Source organism: Xanthomonas vasicola, from assembly GCF_000772705.2.
GTDB lineage: Bacteria > Pseudomonadota > Gammaproteobacteria > Xanthomonadales > Xanthomonadaceae > Xanthomonas > Xanthomonas vasicola.
The window spans coordinates 43,672-66,133 of the sequence record NZ_JSBW02000037.1 but is presented as its reverse complement, the minus strand read 5'-3'; the positions used below and the strand labels follow the sequence as shown (position 1 = coordinate 66,133).

Below are 22,462 nucleotides of genomic sequence, written 5' to 3'. Positions count from 1 at the left end.
CAAGCACAGGCACGGGTCGGTCGTTCTGTCATGCGGTTGTCGTGCTTGTGCGCGGCGCCCGTATCGGCGTGGCCTGGTACACGTCGTGTGGCTAAGCGTCTGGAGACAGGGGCGTCCTGCTCAAGGTCCGACGTACTGCATGTCCGGATAGCGGCACTAGCAGCTGCGACGCAGATGCGAAGCCGCCTGCCGCTCCCTGCAGCCTCTGGTGCCTTCCTGCGTGAGGTCACGGATATCGCCTGTCTGGCAGCGAAGAGGCTGACCGTCAGCTAGCGTCTGCCGCTGCCCTCAATGGCAGGCCATGCAAGACGTGCGCGCCAACCATCGCAGTGCTGCATCGGCTATCCCCTTCGAGGTTAGTCCTGCCGATGCCGCCACGGTATGCTGCGCGCCTTGTGTCTTGAGAGCTCCGCGTTGAACGCATTGCCGCTGCGCATTCTGGGCACCGGGTGCCATGTTCCGGCGACGGAAGTCACCTCGCGCCAGTTGGACGCCCGCTGGCAGTTGCCGGCGGGGACCACGTTCGCACGTCTGGGCGTGGAAACCCGCCATTACGTGGGCAAGGGCGAGACCGCATCGTCGATGGGTGCAGCCGCCGCGCAACAGGCCTTGGCCAGCGCCGGTCTCGATGCCAGTCAAATCGATTGCCTGATCTCCGCCTGCAGCGTCATGGAGCAGCCGATCCCGTGCCAGGCGGTGTTGATCCAACGCGCGCTCGGCCTCGGCGATTCGGGCATTCCCGCATTCGACGTCAATGCCACATGCTTGAGTTTTCTGGTGGCACTGGATATGGCAGCCAATGCGCTTGCGCTGGGACGCTACAAGCGCGTGCTGATCGTCTCCAGCGAGGTCGCATCGGCCGGGCTGGATGCGGCGACCCCGGCCACGGCCGGCCTGTTCGGCGATGGCGCAGCGGCAGTGTTTGTTGGACGCAGCGACGCAGGGCAGGGCTCGGCGCTGCTTTCCAGCCGGCTGTCCAGTTACGGCAGTGGCGCGGAGCTGTGCCGTATTCGCGGCGGCGGCACGCGTTATCCGCACGGCGAAGACAGCACCCCCGATGCCTCACGCGTGTTCTGCATGGACGGGCGCGGCGCCTACCGCTTCGCCGCGCGGCATTTGCCGGCGTTTTGGGAACAGCTGTTGCGCGAGGCCGGTACCACCCCTGCAGCCTTGCGTTGCCTGGTCCCGCATCAGGCCTCCGGCGGAGGCCTGGATCATGTCGTGCAGGCACTGCAACTGCGCCCCGATCAGGTGGTGCGCATCCTGCAACGCACGGGCAACCAGGTCGCCGCTTCGTTGCCGCATGCGCTGCATCATGCATGCGTCGAACTGGGCCTGCAGCGCGGCGATCTGGTCGCGCTACTCGGCACCGGCGCCGGGCTCGCCATCGGCGGCATGGTGTTGCGCTACTGATGCTCGTGCGCGTCTCGCTCGAGCTGCTGCGCGTCGGCCACTGTCGCCATTGCGAACGCATGGTGCGTGCCGATGGCCACTGGCATGCAGTGGAATTCCCCGCATTGAGCGTGTTGATCCGACATCCGCAGCGTGGCGCGCTGTTGTACGACACCGGCTACGCCACGCATTTTTTTCGCGCCACCGATGCGTGGCCGGAGCGTCTGTACCGCTGGACCACACCAGTGACCTTGCCCACCCACGAAACCCTGGGCGCGCAGTTGGCCAAACGCGGCGTGGCGCTGGATGACATTGCCTGGTGCCTGATTTCCCACTTCCATGCCGACCATGTGGGCGGTCTGCGCGATCTGCCGCATGCGCGCTTTATCTGCCTGCGTGCCGATTACCAGCAGTTGCGCAGCTGTTCACGCGTGGGTGGATTGCGTCGCGCCTTGCTACCGCAATTGCTACCCGACGACTTCGATCAACGGCTGCAGTTTGCCGAACAAACATCGCAGCGTGCATTGACCGGTGCCTGGCAGGCGCTCGGCCCTGCCTACGATCTGTTCGCAGACGGCAGCGTGCTCGCGGTACCGCTACCGGGGCACGTGCCCGGCCAAATGGGGCTATTGGTACGCGACCAGCACGACCGCGGGGTGTTGCTGTGTGCGGACGCAGTGTGGTCGTCGGCCACCTGGACAACGCTGCAATGGCCAGCGTGGCCCACGCGTTTGCTGATGCATGACTGGCAAGCATTCCAGCGCACCGTGCATCACTTGCACGCCTTGTCGCAGGCGCATCCGGAGCTGGCAATCCTGCCGTCGCATTGCCAACCCAGTCTTGACCGTTACCAACCGGAGTGGCGATGAGCCTGCGCATTCTTGTGACCGGCGCGTCCGGCTTTGTTGGTGGTGCGTTCCTGCAGCGTTTCCAGGGGCAGCCGGGTGTCGAGATGCACGGCATCGGCCGCCGCCCCAGCGCGTTGCCCAACTACCACCGTATCGATCTGAGCCAACCGTTTTCGCTGGATTGGCAGCCGGATGTGGTGATTCATGCGGCTGCACTGGCATCGCCGTGGGGCACGCGTGCGCAGTTTCAACTGCACAACGTGCAAGCCACTGCCAATGTCATCGACTTCTGCAAGCGCAACGGCTGCCCGCGCCTGCTGTATGTCTCGTCCAGTTCGGTGTTCTATCGCGAAGCGCATCAATACGATCTGGATGAAGACAGCCCGATCGGCCCAGGGTTCGTTAATACCTACGCAGAAACCAAATATTTTGGCGAAACATTGCTCAATGACTATCCCGGCGAAAAGAGCGTGTTGCGTCCGCGTGCCGTGTTCGGGCCCGGCGACACGGTGCTGTTTCCGCGGGTGATCGCCGCTGCGCGCAAGGGCGCGTTGCCACGTTTCGTCGGCCAGACCCAACCGGTGATCGGCGACCTGATCTATATCGATGCGCTGTGCGATTACCTCTACCGCGCGGCCACCGCGCCGCAGTTGCAGCCGGCCTACAACCTCACCAATGCACAGCCGGTGGATCTGCAGCAGCTATTGCTGGATGTGCTGACGCGCCTGCAGCTGCCGTTGCCGCAGCGCGAGGTACGCATCGGCACCGCGCTGCGCATGGCCAGCGTGGTGGAAGCGGTCTATCGCGTGCTGCGTCTGCGTGGCGAACCGCCGATTACGCGTTTTGGGGTCGGCGTGTTCGCCTATTCCAAGACCTTTGATCCACGCCGCACGCTTGCCGATCTCGGCCCGCCCAGTGTCAGTCTGGACGAAGGCGCGGAGGCCTTCGTGCGCTGGCAGGCAGCACAATGGACCTGATCGTCCCGACCCTGGCAGCGCTGTATCTGGCCGTGCTGCTGGTCAAAACAACGGCGGTGGTGTGGGTCATGCGGGGTGAACGCATTAGGCCAGCGCGCACTGCCGTTGCAGGGCCGGCAGACGTTGCGATTCTGCAGCCCATTCTGGGTGGCGACGCGCATCTGCAAGAGGTGCTCATGGCCAATGTGCAGGCATTGCCGCAGGCGCAGTTCATTTGGTTGTTGGACGCCGACGACATCCCGGGAAACGCCGCGGCTGATGCAGTGATCGCGCAGCATCCGCAGGTGCGTATCGCGCGCGTGCAGGTGCCCCCGGCGCCTGCCGGCATCAATCCCAAAGCGTGGAAACTCGATTACGCATTGCCGCACATCACTGCGCGCGTCAGCCTGATTCTCGACGACGATGCGCACCTCAGCGGCCGCGCGCTGTCGCAGCTGTTGCTGGACCTGACCCATGCCGATGTGGTCACCGCGCTTCCGTATTACTGCGACAGCGACACGGTGGCGGGCCGCCTGTTGGCGCAGTTCGTCAACAACAATGCCGCGCTGACCTATCTTGGCTGGCTACTGTTCGCAGCGCCGTTGACCATCAACGGCATGTGCTACGCAGTGCGTACCGAGCAGCTGCGCAGCTGGGGTGGTTTTTCTTCGTTGCTAACGCAGCTGACCGACGATCTGGCATTCGCCACCCTGGTGCGCGAACGGGGTGGACGACTCTGGCAATCCATCGCGCCGGTCGCGATGCGCACCGCGATACCGGATTTGCCTGCGTATGTGCGGCAGATGCATCGTTGGATGCTGTTCGCATCGATCCTGCTGCGCCGTCAGCGGCTGGGCGTGCGTAGCGCCATCGGCGTATTACAGGGGCTGCCGCCGGTGCTACTGCTGACCATGCTGATGTGCGCTTGCATGCAGCACAGCTGGCCGGCTGCACTCTCGGTGTTGATCGTTTTGCTGCTGCGCGTGCTGCTGCTCTGCGGTGTGCAATGGCGCGTTTCCGGCGCAGTGCGCCATCGCGTGTTGCTTTCGATCATTGTCGAATGTCTGCAGCCGCTGCATCTGCTGCACGCAGCGTTGGTGCGCACGATTCGCTGGCGCACGCGGCGTTATCGCGTGTTGTCCAACGGGTGTTTCCGTGCGGAGTGAGCCAGGCCCGCTGCAGATCGCCTTCCTCACCGGACAGAGCGATCCGGCAAGCTGCGCCTTGAGTGCGGAACAGGTGGCGTTGCTGGAGCAGCTGCAGGGCACAGGCCGGCAGCTGGTGGATTGTAATTATCCGTACCACCGCAACAGCGCGCCGCACCGGCGGATACCGCTGTGGCGGGGCAGCATAGCCAATGCGCGGCAATATCTTGCCGCCCGCAACGCCCGCGTTACCCATGCCGATCGCCCGCGCGTGCACGCGTTGCTCGAGCAGGCGCCGATGACGTTGCTGCTGGCGGGTAGCTGCGGGCTGCAGTTGTTGACCGCATTGCAGTTGCCGGATGCGTTGCGCGCACGTCTGGCCGTGTTTGCGTACGGCCCAGTGTGTCGTGCGCCTGCAGCGTTTGGCGAGCTGCGGGTGGTGCAAGGGCGTAGCGATTGGATCTCGCGTGCGCTGTTCGATGGGCACATCGATCTAAGGCCTGCATGCGGACATATGGCGTACCTGCGCAACGCCGAGGTGCTTGCCGAGTGCCAGCGCTTTCTCGCCCAACTCGAACGGACGCGATGGAACACAACGCATGCGCATTGATCTCATCGCACCGCCGTACAGCGGCCATCTGCATCCCATCCTGGCGATTGCGCAACAACTCGCCGCGCAGCATGACGTGCGCATCATCAGCACGCCGGCCGCGCAGGCGCGCATCCGTGCGTGCGGGCTCACCGCTGACAGCGTGCTGGATGCGCACGCCGATCGCATGCTGCTCGCCATCGCCAACCCGCCGCACGCCGTGGGCCACAATCCCTTGCGTCTGCGTCGGCAGTTGCACAGCGCACTCGGGCTGATGGCGCAGCTCGGCCAAGCGCTACATCAGCGCTGGCGCGCGCGGCGGCCGGATCTGGTGATCGTCGATTTCACCTTGCCCAGTGCAGGACTGGCCGCACAGACGCTGGGCATCGCGTGGTGGACCAGCATGCCGTCGCCGTGCGTGATCGAAACCACTGACGGGCCGCCCGCGTACTTCGGTGGATTGCTGCCTGCCACCACGCAATTGCAGCGGATCTGGCATGCAGTGGCGCGCCGGCTCACGCGCGGCTTCAAACAGACCTTGCACCTCTGCTATCGGCGCAAGATGCGCGCCTGCGGGTTGCCGGCAATCTATCGCCGCGATCGCAGCGAGGCAGTGTATTCGCCGCACTGCATCCTGGCCTTGGGCGTGCCATCGTTCGAGCTGGCGCAGCGTTGGCCTGCTGCAGTGCGCTTCGTCGGTCCGCAACTGTGCACGCCGACCACCGCGGTGACGGCACCCAGCTTTGTTGACGGTCGCCGGCATGTGCTGGTGACGCTGGGTACCCATCTGCAATGGGTGAAGCAGCGTCTGGATAGCGTGTTGCGTGCGCTGGCGCCGCAATTCCCCGAGGTGATCTTTCATTTCAGCGATGGCGACACCGCAGCGCCGCTGCAGCCAGGGCAGGGCAATTACCAACGGCTGCCGTACGTGGATTACGCGCAGCACTTGCAGCGCTACGCGCTAGTCATTCACCACGGCGGTGCCGGCATTCTGTATGCCTGCCTGGCCGCAGGATTGCCGGCGATCGTCTACCCGCTTGATTACGACCAGTTCGACCACGCTGCGCGCCTGCAGGTGGCAGGTGCTGCCTGGTGGTTGCGCGATCTGGATGGCTTGCCTGCGCTGTTGCGCGAGGCGCTCAGCGCCGATGAGGTGCCACCCGGCGTGCGTCACCTGCAGGCAGAGCTACAGACAATCCAGTCGCAAGCGCGCATCGTGCAGTTGGTGGATGAGTTTGCACGCACTGGCGCGGTGCCGCCGAGATAAAGCGGCACCGCGCGACGAAGTCCGTCAAGCGTTCTCAGCCCGCCGCAGCATTCAACGCAGGCGTCTTGCTGGTCATCAGCTGCGGCCAGCGCTTGAGCACGGCGGCGCGAATGCCTGCTTGATCGATGCCGGCTTCCGCAAGCAGATCTTCGCGGCTGGCGTGATGCTGGAAGCTGTCCGGCAGGCCCAGGTGCAGCATCGGCAAGGTAATGGCTTCGGCATTGAGCAGCTCCGACACGCCAGAACCGGCGCCGCCGGCAACCACGTTGTCTTCGATGGTGACGAAGCCGTCGTGGGTTTTTGCGAGCTCCAGCAGCATTGCCTTATCGAGCGGTTTGACGAAGCGCATGTTGACGACAGTCAGGCCCAGCGCGCGGCCCACTGCCTCGGCCGCATCCACCGTCGCGCCGAAGCCGAGCAGGGCGATGCGGGTGCCGCTGTGGCGCAGCTGCGCCTTGCCAATCGGCAGGGTGGCAAGCGAGCTGTCCAATGCTGCGCCCGGGCCTGTGCCGCGCGGGTAGCGCACCGCAGCCGGGCCTTGGTACTGCACGCCAGTGCTCAGCATCTGACGGCATTCGGCCTCGTCCGCCGGCGCCATCACCACCATGTGCGGCACGCAGCGCAGGAAGCTCAGGTCCAGATTGCCGGCATGGGTGGCGCCATCCGGGCCGACCACGCCGCCGCGATCGATCGCAAACAGCACATCCAGCTGCTGTACCGCCACGTCGTGCACCAGTTGGTCGTAACCGCGCTGCAGGAAGGTGGAATAGATCGCCACGACTGGTTTGGCGCCCTGGGTCGCCATGCCGGCGGCCAGCGTCACCGCATGCTGCTCGGCAATCGCCACATCGAAATAGCGCTGCGGATATTCCTTGCTGAAACGCACCAGGCCCGAGCCTTCGCGCATTGCCGGGGTGATCACCAGCAGCTTGGGTTCGGCGGCGGCCATGTCGCAGACCCAGTCGCTGAACACATCGGTATAGGTCGGCTTCTTGACGCCGGCCTTGGCCACCAGGCCCTTGCTCGGATCGAACGGACCGACCGCGTGGTAACCGATCTGGTCGCCTTCGGCCAACTCGTAACCCTTGCCCTTGGTGGTGATGACATGCAGCAGCTGTGGGCCCTTGAGCGTTTGCAGGGTCTTCAGCGCGCCGACCAGGCTGGGCAGGTCGTGGCCATCGATCGGACCGGTGTAATGGAAGCCCATTTCCTCGAACAAGGTGGACGGCACGAACATGCCTTTCCAATGTTCTTCCCAGCGCCGCACGAAGCGCGCAGTGGGGTTGTTCTTCTTGTCGCCGAGGATCTTCTTGCCGCCTTCGCGGATGGCATTGAGCGTGCGGCTACCGCTGGCGCGGCCCAGCATCTTGGTCAGCCCGCCCACCGCTTCGGAGATCGACATGCGGTTGTCGTTGAGGATCACCAGCAGGTTCGGTTCCGGGTCCATGCCACCGGCGTGGTTGAGCGCCTCGTAGACCATGCCGGCCGTCATCGCGCCGTCGCCGATCACCGCGACCACCTTGCGGTCGTCGCCATTGCGCTGCGCGGCGATGGCCATGCCGAGCGCGGCCGAGATCGAGGTCGACGAATGGCCCACACCGAAGGTGTCGTAGATGCTCTCTTCGCGCTTGGGAAACGGTGCCAGGCCGTCCTTTTGCTTGACCGTGTGGATCTGGTCGCGCCGGCCGGTGAGGATCTTGTGCGGGTAGGTCTGATGCCCGACATCCCACACCAGCTGATCGACCGGGGTCTGATACAGGTAGTGCAGGGCCACGGTGAGTTCGATCACGCCCAGGCCGGCTGCGAAGTGTCCGCCGCTCTTGCCCACCGATTCGATCAGGTAGGAACGCAGTTCTTCAGCGATCGCGGTGAGCTCGGCTTCATCGAAGCGGCGCAGATCGTCGGGAGTCTGGATGCAGGACAGGCACGGATAGCGGGTGGTGTCGATCATCATCGTGTCAATATTCTGAAGGCGTATTGTCCTCCCCATGCGAAGGCCCGGCAAGCAAACCGGTTCAGCTGTCAGCGGGAAGTGATGCGCGCGCGCGCCGTCACGCCTGAGGCGCGTAACGCTCACGCGTGCCTGCGGCAAACTGCCGCACCTGGGGAGGTGCCGATATGCGCCGTGTTTGCTTGGACAGTCGGGGCCCGCGTGCATGTGTGGGGGACGGAAAGGCGCCGACTTCAGGGATCTTGCGTTGTGTTGCCGCGGCAGGGTCCGGCGTCACGTCGAATACGCGGTGCGTGGTGAGGGCGCCAAGGCTCCCGCTAATGGCGCAACAGCAGCTCCACCCCCGTGGATGTGTTGACGCTCATTGGAAGCTTACGCAGGCCGCTGAGCAGCCACGCGCCGCGACGCGGAACGCGCCGGCCTACAGCGACAGCTTGGAGCGCTTGGGCAGCTGCGCACGCAGGAACGCCATCTGATCGGACAGGATGTTGCGATTGGACAGGATCAGATGCTCGATCCAGCTCGGCCGGTACGGCACCGCCAGCAGCGGCATATGCGCCTGCTGCGGAGTGCGGTTGGCCTTGCGCGAGTTGCATTGGAAGCAGGCGGTCACCACGTTTTCCCAACTGTCGCGGCCGCCCTTGGAAACCGGCATGACATGATCGCGGGTCAGGTGCGGGCGGCTGAAATGCTGGCCGCAGTACATGCACAACTGCGAATCGCGTGCGAACAGCGCGGTGTTGCTGAGGGTGGGGGTCGGGTCCAGCGCGCGCGAACGGGCATGCCCGCGTGCGGCGATGATGGGGTGCAATTCCAGCGTGCTGCGCTCGCCAGTCAGGCGCGAGATGCCACCGTGGATCTGCATGCAGGGCTCGCCCAGCGTCCACGACACCGCATCGCGGGCGTACAGGCAGGCAGCGTCTTGCCAGTTGATCCAGTCCAGCACGCGGCCGTGCGCATCGAGAGACAGTAGGCGAAGCGTGGGGAGTCGTTGGATCGCAGTGACAGCGCTGCCCGCGTCCGGGGCAGAGCTGCCTCCGGGGACGATCACATCACGAATGTGCGTGTCTGTCTCCATCGGAAGAACAGCTTATACCCGATCGTTGACAGTTTGTGTATCGCAGCGAACGGACGGCGCTGAAGCGTGTGTGCTCAGGTAAGGTGTAGCTTAAGAGGGCGTCCTCACATGGCCGGCATCGATCCGGCCCATCGCCTCGCATGACGCGCCTCGCATGCTGTCAGAAGCGCGCTTGCGCTCCTACAAGGTTCGTGGGTCGCAGAGAGCCTCAGCCTTCGCCGAACAATTCCGCTTCCAGCGTCATCAACGGTGCGGCGCCGCTGCGGATGGTGGCTGCATGCGTCAGCGTGCGCGGCAGGATGCGGGCGAAGTAGAAGCGTGCGGTCTCGCGCTTGGCACGCTTGAAGTCCTCGCCATGCGCCGACGCATCGGCCGCGGCCACGCTGCGTGCCCACCAGTACGCCAGCACTACATAGCCCGAATAAAACAAGTAGTCGTAGCTCGCAGCGCCGAGTTCGTCCGGGTTGCGCGCGGCGCGGTCGAGCACATCGCGGGTCAGCATCGCCCACTCGCTGCACTTGTCGCGCAGCGGCTTGATGAACTCGGCCAGCGCCGCGTTGCCGTCCTGTGCCTTGGCGAAGGTTTCCACATCGGCCAGGAACAGCTTCAGCCCGGCGGCCTGGCTGGCGGCGGTCTTGCGGCCGATCAGGTCCAGCGCCTGGATGCTGGTGGTGCCTTCGTAGATGGTGGTGATGCGCGCATCGCGGGCCAATTGCTCCATGCCGTATTCGCGGATGTAGCCGTGGCCGCCGAAGCACTGCAGCGCGTGGTAGGTGTTCTCGATCGACCACTCGGTCTGGCAGGCCTTGGAGATCGGGGTGAGGAAGCTCACCAGCGTCTCGGCATCGGTGCGTTCTTGTTCGGTTCCGCCGCGGTGAGCCACGTCCACTAGGCTGGCCGCGTGCAGCGCCAGCAGGCGGCTGCCTTCGGTCAGCGACTTGATGGTCAGCAGCATGCGGCGCACGTCCGGGTGCACGATGATCGGGTCGGCCGGCTTGTCCGGGAACTTGGCGCCGCTGAGTGCGCGCGACTGCAGGCGTTCGCGGCTGTAGCGCAGCGCATTCTGATAGGCGCGCTCAGATAGCCCGATGCCTTGCAAGCCCACGCCCAGGCGTGCGGTATTCATCATCGTAAACATGGCCTGCAGGCCCTTGTGCGGCTGACCCACCAGATAGCCTTGCGCACCCTCGAAATTCATCACGCAGGTCACCGAACCCTTGATGCCCATCTTGTGCTCGACGGAGCCGCAATGCAGCGCGTTGCGTTCGCCCACGGTGCCGTCGCGGTCCACCTTGAACTTGGGAGTGACGAACAACGAGATGCCCTTGGCGCCGGCCGGTGCGTCCGGCAGCTTGGCCAGCACCAGGTGCACGATGTTGTCGGTGAGGTCGTGCTCGCCGGCGGTGATGAAGATATTGGTGCCGGTGATGGCATAGCTGCCATCGGCATTGGGTTCGGCGCGGGTCTTGAGCAGGCCCAGGTCGGTGCCGCAATGCGGTTCGGTCAGGCACATGGTGCCGGTCCAGCGGCCGTCGATCAGCGGCTTGAGGAAGACGTCCTGCTGCCAGGCTTCACCGTGCTGACGCAGCGCTTCCATCGCGCCATGCGAGAGCAGCGGGAAGTTGCCCCAGGCCAGATTGGCGGCATTGATCATCTCGCTCAGCGGCACGCCCAGTGTGTGCGGCATGCCCTGGCCGCCGAATTGCGGCTCGGCGGTGAGCCCGTTCCAGCCGCCTTCCACGAACTGCTCGTAGGCAGCGCGGAAGCCAGGCGGGGTGGTGACTGCATGGGTGCTCTTGTCGAATGCGCAGCCGATCTCGTCGCCCACGCTGTTGAGCGGCGCCAGCACCTGCGAGGTGAAGCGGCCAGCTTCTTCGAGCACGGCATCGATGATGTCGGTGCTGGCATCGGCATAGCCGAGCCGGGCGAACAAGGCTTGCGCGCCGAGCACATCGTGCAGGGCGAAGCGGAAATCGGTCAGCGGGGCGGTATAGCTGCTCATGCGGGATACTTGAAGCGGGTGCGGGAAGGCGTGCGCGTCAGCGCAGCACGCCGTTGAGGCCGGGGGCCGGGCTGAGCGTGTTGCGCGATTCCACAGTGAAATCGCGCTGCTTCTTGTCTTGCGGGGTCGCCCAGACGGTGCCCTTGAGCATGTACGGAAACGAGCGGCCGCCAGCCAACACATCGGCCACGGTGATGCGGCCCAGCGAGGTGGGTTGGACGGTGACGGTGACCACGTCGGCGGTTTCCGGGCCGATCGACATGCCGACGGTCTGATCGAGCTTGCCGGCCAACTGATCGCCGGCAGAGATTTCCAGCGCCACGCGTTCAAACTGCATCGGGATGCTGCTGTAGTTCTGCAGGCGCAGGTCGACCGACCAGGAGCCGTCGGCACGCACGGTCAGTTGCTGGATGCTGGCAGCCGGCTCGGACACCCGGCGCACCGCGCCGCTGCAGGCGCTCAGCAGCAGCCCGCAGGCCAGCGACACAAGAAGAAGGCGATAGGCACGACGCATGTACTCGGGTCCTTGGCGGAATGAGGCGGCGCCAAGAATACTACGCAGTACGGTCGCTGCTACTGAGCGCGCGCGGCGTCGGTGGCGGCGCAGCGGGCTGGGGCGCGGGCGAGCCTCACAACAACGGCGCGGCCACGATCAACGGCGACAGGTCGTAGCCCATTTTGGTGGCCTGCGCCTTGAGCCGTTCGAACTGTGTGCGCTGCATCTGTGGCGAGCGCGACAGGATCCACAGGTACTTGCGATCCGGCTCGCCGACCACCGCCCATTGGTAATCCGGGTCGAGCGCGATCACCCAGTAGTCGGCCCACACCAGCGGCAACCAGCCCAGCCATTCCGGGGCGAAGCGCACCTGCAACTGCCCGGGCTGGCCCTGGACCGGGCGCGCCACGCCGTCGGCTTGGGTCAGGCTGCCATCGGCGGTGCGGCAGCCGTTACGCACGCCGATCAAGCCATCGTCGCGCAATGTATAGCTGGCGGTGATGTCGCTGCGGCATTTCTTCTGGAACGACACTGGCAGGTGCGCAATCTCGTGCCACTGGCCGGCGTAGCGCGAGATGTCCAGTTGCGGCACCGCACGCACCGACTGTTGCGCAAACGCTGTCAGCGGCAGCAGGGCGACGAACGACAACAGCAGGCGGGGCAGGCGCATGACAATCTCCGGTGGACGCGTGCAGGCTAGGCCATGCACCCGGCCGCGCGGCGTGAACCGGTGCAAGAAACGCCGGCGCCGACAGCCGCAGGCAACAAACGTGGTCAGAGCGCTTGCCCAAACTGCGCCTGCTCGCTATAGTGCGCGTCCTCGCAACGCAGGCACCGTGTTGCAGGTAAGTGGCCGAGTAGCTCAGTTGGTAGAGCAGGGGATTGAAAATCCCCGTGTCGGCGGTTCGATTCCGTCCTCGGCCACCATATCGAAGTAGTGCAGCGCAGGCATTTCGCCACTTCTGCGCGCTGCCGATCCCAACGCCTTCAACTGATTCAATCCGATGTTGCACAAGTTGCGAAACTCGCTGGCCTGAATGCGTCTATCGCCTGGTGTTCCGGCGACAAAGCGGTTGTCGGAGCTGATGGTCACCGCTGCCGTGGCCGCCAAGCACGTAAGGGTGACCGTCTTTCAAGACCGTAACGTACGAGTACTTGAAGTTCGCGTAGCCGGCGTCATCATCACGGCCCAAGAAACAGCGACCGCCCAGCGCAACGATCAGCTACGCGTAATGTTCCGTGCCCATGAGGTGACTCACCCATCGCGCAGCCGCTAACTGGCGCGTGATTGGGGGCATCAGGCATGCCTAGGTGTCTGGGTGCGCATACTCGTTTAGGCGATGCAATCGATTTCCACGCAGTCTTCAAATGCACGTGGCGATACTGCGCGCATGACGCACAAGACACTCCGACGCACCTTGATCCACGGCTACTGCGGTGAATTTCGCGTGGAGACCCTGGAAAGCCAGGCGCCTGGCGCGACACAGTGGCTCTCGACCGCGTTCGTCTACCACCGAGACCGCGCCGCACCCGTCGCCACGATCGAGGGTGCGGGGCAGGGCGAATACCGCGGCGATGCACGCGAGCAGGCGCTGCGCGTGGGCTCCTGTTTAGCTGAGTTTCTGAACCCCAAGGAATACCGCAGCTGCGAGCTGAAACGCAGCTGACGACTCGCTAGCTTTACGCTGCTGCAATGACGTAGCTAAATGGCAGTGGAAGATGACGGCGCGAGCGTCGGCCGCCTCGCAATTTATGGCGACCTACGCATGCATTGCATGCGCTGCACTGGGCGAGATGCCGGATGCACTCTTGTGCGTGGCCTCAGCGACAATCGCTTGCGCGGATGTGTTTCCAGACGCTTGCACACGTCCTGTTGTCATCATGCACGACGTTGCCGGGCGCGGCCTTCAGTTTTCGTGTGGCGTTTAAAAAGCGCTTCCGGAAGAGTGGAAGCTCCCGGAAGCGCTGTGGTAGTTGCAGCGTTGCGCTGCTCAGCGGTTGTTGCCGCCACCGCTTGCCTGGCCGCCTTTCTTGCCGGCTTCGCGGGCTTCTTCCGAGCTGAACTCGTGGGCGTTGCCGCTTTCGTGAGCTGCCTTGCCGCCCTTGGAGGCGATTTCGCGCTGCTTGTCTTCGTCCATCGAAGCAAAGCCGCGGTTGCTGGTGCCACTCTTGTTGTCGTTTTGATTTGCCATTGCAGATCTCGTTTTGTTTGTTGGGGAATGCACCATTGGACGCCGTGGTGCGAGGCCAGCATCGCCGTGGACGCATCAATCGGACGTGGGCATTTCGGCAGCCACGTGTGAGCCGGCAAGCGGGCTTGACGATCGGTCTTCACCGTCAAAAAACGTGTTGCCGCGAAGGAATGCTGCAAACGCTCGACAGTATGTGGATGCATCCAAGCGTGTGTGCTGCAGGGCACGCGGCGGTGGTGCGATGACACGGCCCTGCACGTTGCAGGCGCATGCCGTCGCACCGCTGCAGTAAGGCTGGCTATGCTGGCAGGCTCAACGCAGAACAGGACATGGTGATGACGACACAATGCGGTAGGTGGGCAACAGCGATGGCCATTGCGGCAGCCGTGGCTATGCCAGCTGACGCCACCACGTTGCCTGCGGGCGCCGCCAAATTACTGCCTGCCGGGCAGTCGGTGATGAGTATCGCCAGCGCAGATCTAACAGGCGATGGTCGGCAGGATTACGTGGTTGCGTTGCGCGCAGCTGACGAAAGTACATCTGATGCGCTGCGGTCCAGCGGGCGCGCTGCACCTGCACGCACCTTGCTGGTGTTGGTCGCCAATGCAGATGGCGGCTTTGTCGAAGCCGGGCGGAATACGCAGGTGATCTTCAAGGCCGACGAGGGCGGTCAGTGCGATCCTTTTTCGGATGGCGACCAAGGCCTAGTCGCGAAGGGTGCCTATTTCACCGTGCAAAATGGCGTGGCATGCGGCCAGCACTGGACCGACTACATCACCTTTCGCTACGACCGCAGCCGCCGCGCGTTCGTGTTCCACAAGCGTGTGATCGAAGCATGGGAAATGAACACCCGGGACACGCCCGATGTCGATGCGCTGCGGCTGAGTGAGCACAAGGAAATCGCCGCCGATCCGCGCAAGCCGGTACTGCTGTCTGCGTACACGCCTGCGCCATGATGACGCCGCTGCGCGATCAGCTGCCTGCCGGCCACCAGTTGTCCATGTTGCGCCGGTAGACGAACAGGCGCGGTGCCTTGGCCACCTGCGCCGAGGCCTGGCGTTCGCCGGCGGTCAACGAGAAGCCGATGTCGGCCAGCATGCGCGATAGCGCGTTGGCGTTACCGCGGCCGGGGTCGCTGATGACGATCTCGCAGGACGGTTTGGCCAGCGCTGGGATCAACTTGGCCAGCATGGTGGCGTGGCGTGTTTCATAGAGCACGTCGCTGGCGATGATCATGTCGAACTGGCCCATGTTCGGCGCGCCGGCGTCCCAGTCGAGACGGCGATACGGCACCGATTCCAGCGCATTGAGCGCAGCGTTGTAGGCCAGGAACACTTCTGCCAACGGGTGGTGGTCGCTGGCCACCACATCGGCGCCGCGTCTGCGCAACACCAGGCTCGCCAGGCCCAGGCCGCAGCCAAGCTCAAGAATGCGCTTGCCCTCGATCGGGCGCGTGGCCATGGCCTCAGCCAACAGCTGGCCAGCGGGCCAGACTTGGCCGAACAGGCTCCATTGCGCGGATGAGATGCCGGCTTTGGCGGCTGTCTCGTCAGGGTCGGCGTATTGCTGTTTGTCGGCCAGCGCCCGGATGACGTAGGTCAGCTGCCCGAAAGTCAGCTCGTGGATCTGGGTTTGGTAGCCCGGCATGGTGACATCGCATTGTCGCCAGACGACAGGCGCTGGCGTGAAAAGAACGCGCGCTGGCTCAGCCGGAACCGACCGTCAAGCGCAAGAGCTGCGTACTGCCCGCGCATGCTACGGCAAAACCAGGTGCATGCACGCTTGCGCACGCAGCGCGCGCGTGGCTTTCAGCACGCATTTCAGGGCGATGGCGCGACGCTGCGGGCCTGCAGCTCAGAGGGGATCCGCACCTGTGGCGCCGATGTTGGGCAAGCGCACATGCATCTGACGCGGCCTGGCCGGCGCAGTCAGCAGCGAACGATGTCCTAGCAGCCAATTTGGGTTGGACTAGCGAGCGCTCCCGTACGGGAAAGGCTCATGGATGTGACGAATCGCATCACCGGACCCAACTAGACTGTGGCTACGGGAATGGCCCTGCGGAGAACATCACTTGAACGATCCCGGTCACGGCGAGCTACGGGCGCCTCACCTCAGCGAATCTCGCAGCCTGCCTGTCGAGAAGCATCGCTCGGACATCTTTTTTGCCGCGGTGGAAACCACGCGTATGCCGATGACGGTGACCGACCCGCATCTTCCGGATAACCCCATCGTGTTCGCCAACCGCGCGTTCCTGGAGATGACCGGCTATTCGGCCGATGAAGTCATCGGCAACAACTGCCGCTTCCTGCAGGGGCCGGAGACCGACCCGGCCAGTATCAGCGATCTGCGCGAATCCATCGAAACCCGCAGCGAATTCGCCACCGAGGTTCTCAATTACCGCAAGGATGGCTCGTCGTTCTGGAATGCCTTGTTCGTCTCGCCGGTGTTCGATGACAAGGGCAACCTGGTGTATTTCTTCGGTTCGCAGCTGGATGTGAGCAGACGCCGCGATGCCGAAGATGCGTTGCGTCAAGCGCAGAAAATGGAAGCGCTGGGCCAGCTCACCGGCGGCATTGCGCACGATTTCAATAATTTGCTGCAGGTGATGTCCGGACATCTGGAAGTGATTCAGATGATGGCCAGCGCCGGCGGCGGCAACAAAGCCGAGCGCATCGCCTTCAGTGCCGAACATGCGGCGGCGGCCGCTGCAAAAGCGGCGACATTGACCCAGCAATTGCTGGCGTTTTCGCGCAAGCAAAAATTGCGCGGTCGGGTGGTCAACCTCAACGGGTTGGTCGCTGGCATGAACAATATGGCCGAGCGCGCGCTGGGCGGCGGCATTACCTTGCGCCAGTCGCTGGAAGACGGGCTGTGGAATTGCCAGATCGACACCACCCAGGCAGAAGTGGCGCTGTTGAACGTGTTGATCAACGCACGCGACGCGATGGCGCATGCCGAGCGCAAGGAAGTGACCGTGCAGACCCAGAACGTGGAGGTCACCAGTCACGATCTGGCGATGTATCACCAGTTGGCGCCCGGCCGTTATGTCAGCATTGCGGTGAGCGACACCGGCTCGGGCATGCCGCCGGAAGTGGTCAGCCGGGTGATGGAGCCGTTCTTTACTACCAAGGACGAAGGGCAGGGCACCGGCCTGGGTTTGTCCATGGTGTACGGCTTCGTCAAGCAGTCTGGCGGTACCGTGCGCATCTATAGCGAGGTGGGCGAGGGCACCACGGTGCGGCTGTATTTCCCCGCATCCAGCGAATTCGAAAACGACTTGCAGGCAGCCAAAAGCCGCTCGATCGACAAGGGCGGCAGCGAAACCATCCTGGTGGTGGAAGACAAGCAGGACGTGGCGGTGGTGGCGCGGATGTTTCTGGAAAATGCCGGTTATCGCATCTTGTCGGCGTCGAGCGGACGCGAGGCGGTCGAGGTATTGGAAAAGAACCCGGAGGTGGATGCGCTGTTCACCGACCTGATCATGCCCGGCGGCATGAACGGTGTGATGCTCGCCCGTGAAGCACGCCGCATGTTGCCGAAGATCAAGATCCTGCTCACCACCGGCTATGCCGACGCCAGTATCCAGCGCACCGATGTGGGCGGCGCCGAGTTCGATGTGGTCAACAAGCCCTACACGCAGAAGGAATTGCTCAAGCGCATCCGCATGCTGCTGGATGGGCCGACGGGTGTGGGCTGAGACGTTGGGATAAGACTGCGATGCCGCTGCTGCAGGCGGCATCGCATGGCGACTGGTGTTGGATTTTTAGATTGTTTCAGTCCGCCAACTCTGCGTATGCATCAGCAATAGACAGTGAAGGATGTGATCGCGGCGACATCGTCAGCGGCCCCCGATGCGCCAGGCAGTGGAGGCCGCCGCGTATTCGCCGTCCGATGGATCACATACCAATGCCCGGCGCGTTGGCAAAGCCACCAAAGCAATCAAAGCAATCAAAGCCAAGCGGGCCATCGTGCGCCGACGATGACTCCAATACGGCGTTCGACGGTCTGACCATGGCAGGTCATCCGCGCGACGGGTTGCAGGAACTGCTGGTTAGCTCCTCATGCGCAAAAAGCGTCCGGGCCGCAAGCTATAGGTGCAAATCTCAACTCCCCAATCCCGAATCCCGGACCTCAACCTACTCCTCGCCAAGCGGTGCCACATACCCCTCGGGCTTGTCGGCATTGCGCTCGAACAGAAACTTCTGCAGCTCGGCTTCGAGAAACGCGCGGTGTTTGGGGTCGCGTGGCGACAGCCGGTTTTCGTTGATCAGCATGGTCTGATGTGCCAGCCACGCTTGCCAGGCGGTCTTGCCGATCTGCGCAAAGATGCGCTGGCCGAGTTCGCCTGGATACGGCACGAAATCCAGCCCTTCGGCATCGCTTTGCTGGTATTGGCAGAACACGGTACGGGACATGCGGATTCCTTATGGGAGACGCGCTTATAACGCGTCGAGCAACTTGCGGATCGGCGCCGGCAGGCCCAGCGATGCGAGATCGGCAGGCGCCACCCAGCGTAGATCGTCATTGTCGCGTACCGTGGCACGCAGCGCGACCTTACGCAGGCGCAAGGGCTGCAGATGCAGGCGGTAATGGCTGAAGGTGTGCACGATCAACGACATCTCGTCGGCACGCTCGTAGTCGCCGTCGATATGCGCGGCGAACCAGGCGCGCATGCCGCTATCGGTCTCGGCCTGCGGCAGCGTCCATAGCGAGGCCCAGATGCCGGTCGGCGGGCGACGCTGCAGCAAGATGTGGCCCTGGGCATTCTGCAGCAGCAGTGCGATGGCTTCGCGTTCGGGCAACTGCTTGCCAGGTTTGGGCGTAGGCAGTGCTTCGACCAGGCCATCGCGGCGTGCGCTGCAATCGTTCTGCAGTGGGCACAACACGCATGCGGGTTTGGCGCGCGTGCACAGGGTGGCGCCAAAATCCATTTGCGCCTGGGTGTAGTCGGCCAAGCGGCCAGCCGGGACGTGCGCGACATGCGTGGTGGCCAGTTGCCATAGCTGTTTTTCGATCACCGGCAGGCCGGGATAGCCGGCGATGCCGTGGAAGCGCGTGAGCACGCGTTTGACGTTGCCGTCCATGATGGCAAAGGGATCATTCCAGGCCTGGCTCAGGATGGCGCCCGCAGTGCTGCGTCCGATGCCTGGCAGCGCGAGCAATGCATCGAAGTTGCGTGGCAATTCGCCACCATGCAGGGTGACACATTGTGTGGCAGCGGCATGCAGATTGCGTGCGCGGGCGTAGTAGCCCAGCCCGGCCCAGTGCGCCATCACGGTGTCGTTGTCGGCTGCCGCCAGATCCGCCAGCGCAGGGAAGCGCGCCACGAACTTGTTGAAGTATGGAATGACTACGGCAACCTGGGTCTGTTGCAGCATGATTTCCGACAGCCACACCCGATACGGCGCGCGCGGGTGCTGCCAGGGCAGATCGTGACGGCCGTGGCCGTCGAACCAGTGCAGCAGACGGTCGACGAAGGCGTCAGCGGACGGTGTGGTGCGGTTGGCTGACATGAGCTCTGGTGGCGTTGGGGCGTGGCTGCGGGACGCAGGTTGGAGGTGTTGCGCGGGTCCTGCATGGCGTTTATTCACCGCAGCGGGAACATAAGGCCGACCAGGCACGTTCGCAGAAAAATCCTTCATCGCCAGGCCAATGCGATACGGCCGGCGCGTGGTGGTAAACCACCGCAGCATCGGCGCGGGACTGCTTTGGTAATGCTGCAGGCATGGGTGGAGCAAACTCCAGCTCGCGTCTTGCCTGCGACCAAGCGTGCGACACCTGCCGCACCGTGCAACCTGCCCGTCGCGCCTGCGCGCACAGCGGCTGCAGGTGCGTGCAGGCATCTTCCAATCAACCGCCCAATGCTTCCGGCAGCAGCGCGTCGACGAAGGCGACCGGGTCGAATACGCGCAGATCTTCCGGGCGCTCGCCAATGCCGGCAAAGCGGATCGGAATATTGAACTCGCGCGCCAGTGCGAACACCACGCCGCCCTTGGCGGTGCCATCGAGCTTGGTCACGACCAGACCGGTGACACCAACTGCAGCATGGAACTGGCGCAGCTGGGAAATGGCGTTCTGGCCGGTGGTGCCGTCGATGACCATCAACACTTCGTGCGGCGCGGCGGCATCGATCTTGCCAAGCACGCGGCGGATCTTGCCCAGCTCGTTCATCAGCCCGGTCTGGGTGTGCAGGCGCCCGGCGGTGTCGGCGATCAACACATCGGTGCCGCGTGCCTTGGCTGCCTGCAACGCGTCGAACGCCACCGACGCAGCATCGGCGTTCTGCCCTTGCGCGATCACAGACACGCCGTTGCGATCACCCCAAGCCTGCAACTGCGCCACGGCAGCGGCACGGAAGGTGTCGCCGGCGGCTAGCATCAGGCTGTTGCCTTCGTCCTTGAAACGCTTGGCGAGCTTGCCGATGGTGGTGGTCTTGCCAACGCCGTTGACGCCGACGGTGAGCACCACGAACGGCTTCACCGAGCGGTCGATGACCAGTGGCTTGGAGACAGGCTGCAGCAGTGCGATGAGATCGGCGCGCAGTGCCTTGAACATTGCCTGCGCATCGACGAATTCGCGCGACTTCATGCGCTTGCGCAGGCCTTCGATCAATGCGGTGGTAGCGCCGATGCCGACGTCGGCGGTGATCAGCGCAGTTTCGATTTCATCCAGTAGATCGTCGTCGAGCTTGGGGTTGCGCGAGAACAGGCCGCCGAAGCTGCGTGCAAAGGTGCTGTTGCGCAGGCGCTCGCGCCAGCCGGTTTTGCCTGCCGGCGCAGCAGGGAGGGCGTCGCGCTGGCCGACGATGCTGTCGCTGTCCTGCGTGGTCGGCAGCGGTGCGCTGACGATGGCCGGCGCGGTGACTGTCGGCGCAGCAGTTGCCGGAGTGGCAGCAATGGGAGCTGCGGCAACTGGTGGAGCGATAGGTGCAGGCGCTGCAACCGGGGGAGCGACGACTGGCGGCGTAGCAACCGGCGCTGCGACCACGGCAGGCGCTGCGCTTTGCGGCGGCGTTGCCGGTTGCGCGGGCGCAGCGTCAGGTAGCGTCGGTGTGGTCTGCGGCTGCATCACCACCGGTGGCACCACGACGGTGACTGGTGTGCTTGGCGCACTAGCGGGAATCGGATCTGGCAGCGCCTGCAATGCGGTCGGCGCAGGCGCCGCCGGGGCCACAGGGGTGCTCGTAACGGCCGCAATGCTCTGCGCTTGACCAGTGCGTGCAGCGATCTCCTGCGCAAGCTGGTCGGCGGGCGTGGCGGCAGGCGGCGCAGCGACAGGGGCTGCAGGTTCGGTACGCGGCGCAGCAGGAGTGGCTGGAGCGATAACCGGCGCTGCGGCTGTGTCTATCGCTGGTTGGGCATTCGGCATCGCCTCAACCGGCGAGGCCGGCGTGGCGGCAGACGGCGCGGTGGGAAATGCAGCTGCCAGTTCTTCCAGGCTGTAGCGCGAGGTACGCGAACTGTCGGGCGTGGTTGGCTTGTTACGGCGAAAAAAGCTGGCCATTGGCAACGCAGTAGGGGAAACCGGAAATTCTATCATCCGGGCCTTGTGGCGCCTTGACGCGCCCTTCAGCGCAACACGCTGTGTGAGCGCATCGCATGTACCGCGACGGCCGCTTGTGTGGCGACTCAGCTGCGCTCGCCAACACGAGGCAAATCCTGCCGAATTCGGCATTTGTGCCGGCTATGTGTCAATGCGAACTTCTGTCCTTATAACTGACCTTTCAGTGCACGGTAATCGCGTGGCGTCATGCCGACGGTGGCCTTGAACTGACGCGCAAAGGCGCTCTGGTCGGCAAAGCCGCAGCGTTGCCCGATGCTGGCGATGCTGTCGTCGCCGTACAACAGCCGCATCGCTGATTCGATACGCAATTTGGTCAACAGTTGCTGCGGGGTGACCTGAAAGACGCGGCGGAAGTGGCGTTCCAACTGCGCCACCGACAGCCCGGCCAGGTCTGCAAGGCTTTGCACGCGCAGGTTGTCGCCGAAGTTGGCCTGCATGTGTTCCATCACCTGGCTCAAGCGTTCGTAAGCGGAGTGACGGCTATCGGGCTGGCCCAGATCGCGCGAGATACCAACCACGCCGATCACCTCATTGGCCTCGCACAGCGGGCGTTTGAACGTCAGGCACCAGCCCGGCAGGCGATTGGGATACAGATGCACCTCGAGCTGGTTGTCGATGAGCTCGCCACACAGCACGCGGCGGTCCTGCATCATGTAGCTGCCGCCCAGCGGCAAGGGGAAGACTTCCAGCGGTGAACGGCCGATGATCTCGCTGCGCAGCTTACGTCCCAGCCGGCGCACCAGGGTCAGGTTGCAGTGGGTGTAGCGGCCCTCACTGTCCTTGATGAAGAACACCACATCCGGCAGTGCGTCGAACAGCGTCTGCATTTCCAGGGCGGGTAGGTTGAGATCCATCAGGGTCATGGTAGCGGTCACGATTAGACGGTTGCACGAATGTGCAACCCAGCAATGATCCTAGCGCAAACGCGCGGCTGTGATTGGGGTTGGCGATTGTGCAGATTTCCGCATTTTCACTTCGCATTG

20 protein-coding genes and 1 tRNA gene are annotated in these 22,462 nt (G+C 64.0%); 10 read left to right on the top strand and 11 right to left on the bottom strand.

All coding sequences use genetic code 11. The annotated features are described in order from the left end of the window. Window positions 1–381 precede the first annotated feature (381 nt). The 6 genes from NX05_RS08865 to NX05_RS08840 are packed head-to-tail and all read left to right on the top strand — an operon-like array spanning window position 382 to window position 6,197. Window positions 382–1,413, top strand: coding sequence for a 3-oxoacyl-[acyl-carrier-protein] synthase III C-terminal domain-containing protein (locus NX05_RS08865; protein ID WP_039432812.1), 1,032 nt, complete (start codon window positions 382–384; stop codon window positions 1,411–1,413). Beyond that, entirely contained in the window at window positions 1,413–2,261 is an 849-nt protein-coding gene (locus tag NX05_RS08860) for an MBL fold metallo-hydrolase (RefSeq protein WP_010363513.1), read from the top strand. The genes NX05_RS08865 and NX05_RS08860 overlap by 1 nt, the downstream gene beginning before the upstream one ends. Beyond that, complete coding sequence (locus NX05_RS08855) at window positions 2,258–3,217, top strand: NAD-dependent epimerase/dehydratase family protein (RefSeq protein WP_039432813.1); 960 nt, start codon at window positions 2,258–2,260, stop codon at window positions 3,215–3,217. The genes NX05_RS08860 and NX05_RS08855 overlap by 4 nt, the downstream gene beginning before the upstream one ends. Then, window positions 3,208–4,362, top strand: coding sequence for a glycosyltransferase (locus NX05_RS08850; protein WP_039432814.1), 1,155 nt, complete (start codon window positions 3,208–3,210; stop codon window positions 4,360–4,362). Before NX05_RS08855 ends, NX05_RS08850 begins: the two co-directional genes overlap by 10 nt. Further along, entirely contained in the window at window positions 4,352–4,951 is a 600-nt protein-coding gene (locus NX05_RS08845; RefSeq protein ID WP_039432816.1) for a hypothetical protein, read from the top strand. The genes NX05_RS08850 and NX05_RS08845 overlap by 11 nt, the downstream gene beginning before the upstream one ends. Next, window positions 4,941–6,197, top strand: a complete 1,257-nt coding sequence (locus tag NX05_RS08840; protein ID WP_039432819.1) for a glycosyltransferase — start codon at window positions 4,941–4,943, stop codon at window positions 6,195–6,197. Before NX05_RS08845 ends, NX05_RS08840 begins: the two co-directional genes overlap by 11 nt. A gap of 34 nt (window positions 6,198–6,231) precedes the next feature. Here NX05_RS08840 and dxs read toward each other — a convergent pair whose 3' ends face one another. From dxs to NX05_RS08815, 5 genes are all read right to left on the bottom strand, one after another. After that, window positions 6,232–8,148, bottom strand: coding sequence for a 1-deoxy-D-xylulose-5-phosphate synthase (gene dxs, locus NX05_RS08835; protein WP_039433031.1), 1,917 nt, complete (start codon window positions 8,146–8,148; stop codon window positions 6,232–6,234). Between the two features lie 421 nt (window positions 8,149–8,569). Next, entirely contained in the window at window positions 8,570–9,226 is a 657-nt protein-coding gene (locus NX05_RS08830; protein WP_017112196.1) for an HNH endonuclease, read from the bottom strand. 208 nt (window positions 9,227–9,434) lie between these two features. Further along, entirely contained in the window at window positions 9,435–11,228 is a 1,794-nt protein-coding gene (locus tag NX05_RS08825) for an acyl-CoA dehydrogenase C-terminal domain-containing protein (RefSeq protein WP_039432822.1), read from the bottom strand. A gap of 37 nt (window positions 11,229–11,265) precedes the next feature. Then, window positions 11,266–11,742, bottom strand: a complete 477-nt coding sequence (locus tag NX05_RS08820; RefSeq protein WP_010363493.1) for an LEA/WHy family protein — start codon at window positions 11,740–11,742, stop codon at window positions 11,266–11,268. Window positions 11,743–11,857: 115 nt separating this feature from the next. Continuing rightward, complete coding sequence (locus NX05_RS08815) at window positions 11,858–12,394, bottom strand: lipocalin family protein (protein ID WP_039432824.1); 537 nt, start codon at window positions 12,392–12,394, stop codon at window positions 11,858–11,860. Between the two features lie 181 nt (window positions 12,395–12,575). Between NX05_RS08815 and NX05_RS08810 the strand changes: the two genes are divergently transcribed. Continuing rightward, window positions 12,576–12,651 (top strand) — tRNA-Phe (locus NX05_RS08810). A 464-nt stretch (window positions 12,652–13,115) separates the two neighbouring features. Beyond that, on the top strand, window positions 13,116–13,391 hold the full coding sequence (locus tag NX05_RS08800) for a hypothetical protein (RefSeq protein WP_039433032.1): 276 nt from the start codon (window positions 13,116–13,118) through the stop codon (window positions 13,389–13,391). Between the two features lie 324 nt (window positions 13,392–13,715). Here the strand turns inward: NX05_RS08800 and NX05_RS08795 are convergent, their stop codons facing one another. Further along, the gene (locus tag NX05_RS08795) at window positions 13,716–13,916 is read right to left on the bottom strand and encodes a KGG domain-containing protein (protein ID WP_010363489.1); all 201 of its coding nucleotides are present in this window, start codon (window positions 13,914–13,916) and stop codon (window positions 13,716–13,718) included. Between the two features lie 374 nt (window positions 13,917–14,290). Here NX05_RS08795 and NX05_RS08790 point away from each other — a divergent pair, with 374 nt between their 5' ends. Further along, window positions 14,291–14,872, top strand: coding sequence for a hypothetical protein (locus NX05_RS08790; RefSeq protein ID WP_039433034.1), 582 nt, complete (start codon window positions 14,291–14,293; stop codon window positions 14,870–14,872). 16 nt (window positions 14,873–14,888) lie between these two features. On the opposite strand, the gene NX05_RS08785 is transcribed toward NX05_RS08790, so the two are convergent. Further along, window positions 14,889–15,563 (bottom strand): class I SAM-dependent methyltransferase, encoded by a 675-nt coding sequence (locus tag NX05_RS08785; protein WP_039432827.1) that lies wholly within the window; start codon window positions 15,561–15,563, stop codon window positions 14,889–14,891. Between the two features lie 424 nt (window positions 15,564–15,987). Between NX05_RS08785 and NX05_RS08775 the strand changes: the two genes are divergently transcribed. Next, the gene (locus NX05_RS08775) at window positions 15,988–17,613 is read left to right on the top strand and encodes a hybrid sensor histidine kinase/response regulator (protein WP_039432831.1); all 1,626 of its coding nucleotides are present in this window, start codon (window positions 15,988–15,990) and stop codon (window positions 17,611–17,613) included. 439 nt (window positions 17,614–18,052) lie between these two features. Here NX05_RS08775 and NX05_RS08770 read toward each other — a convergent pair whose 3' ends face one another. From NX05_RS08770 to NX05_RS08755, 4 genes are all read right to left on the bottom strand, one after another. Next, window positions 18,053–18,331 carry an oxidative damage protection protein gene (locus tag NX05_RS08770; RefSeq protein WP_010363477.1) on the bottom strand — a complete coding sequence of 93 codons (279 nt, stop codon included), beginning with the start codon at window positions 18,329–18,331 and terminating at the stop codon, window positions 18,053–18,055. Between the two features lie 24 nt (window positions 18,332–18,355). Next, a complete protein-coding gene (gene mutY, locus NX05_RS08765) occupies window positions 18,356–19,429 on the bottom strand; it encodes an A/G-specific adenine glycosylase (protein WP_039432842.1) in 1,074 nt (357 codons plus the stop codon). A 337-nt stretch (window positions 19,430–19,766) separates the two neighbouring features. Beyond that, on the bottom strand, window positions 19,767–21,419 hold the full coding sequence (ftsY, locus tag NX05_RS08760; RefSeq protein ID WP_039432844.1) for a signal recognition particle-docking protein FtsY: 1,653 nt from the start codon (window positions 21,417–21,419) through the stop codon (window positions 19,767–19,769). A 206-nt stretch (window positions 21,420–21,625) separates the two neighbouring features. Continuing rightward, window positions 21,626–22,342 carry an AraC family transcriptional regulator gene (locus tag NX05_RS08755; protein WP_007965956.1) on the bottom strand — a complete coding sequence of 239 codons (717 nt, stop codon included), beginning with the start codon at window positions 22,340–22,342 and terminating at the stop codon, window positions 21,626–21,628. Window positions 22,343–22,462 lie beyond the last annotated feature (120 nt).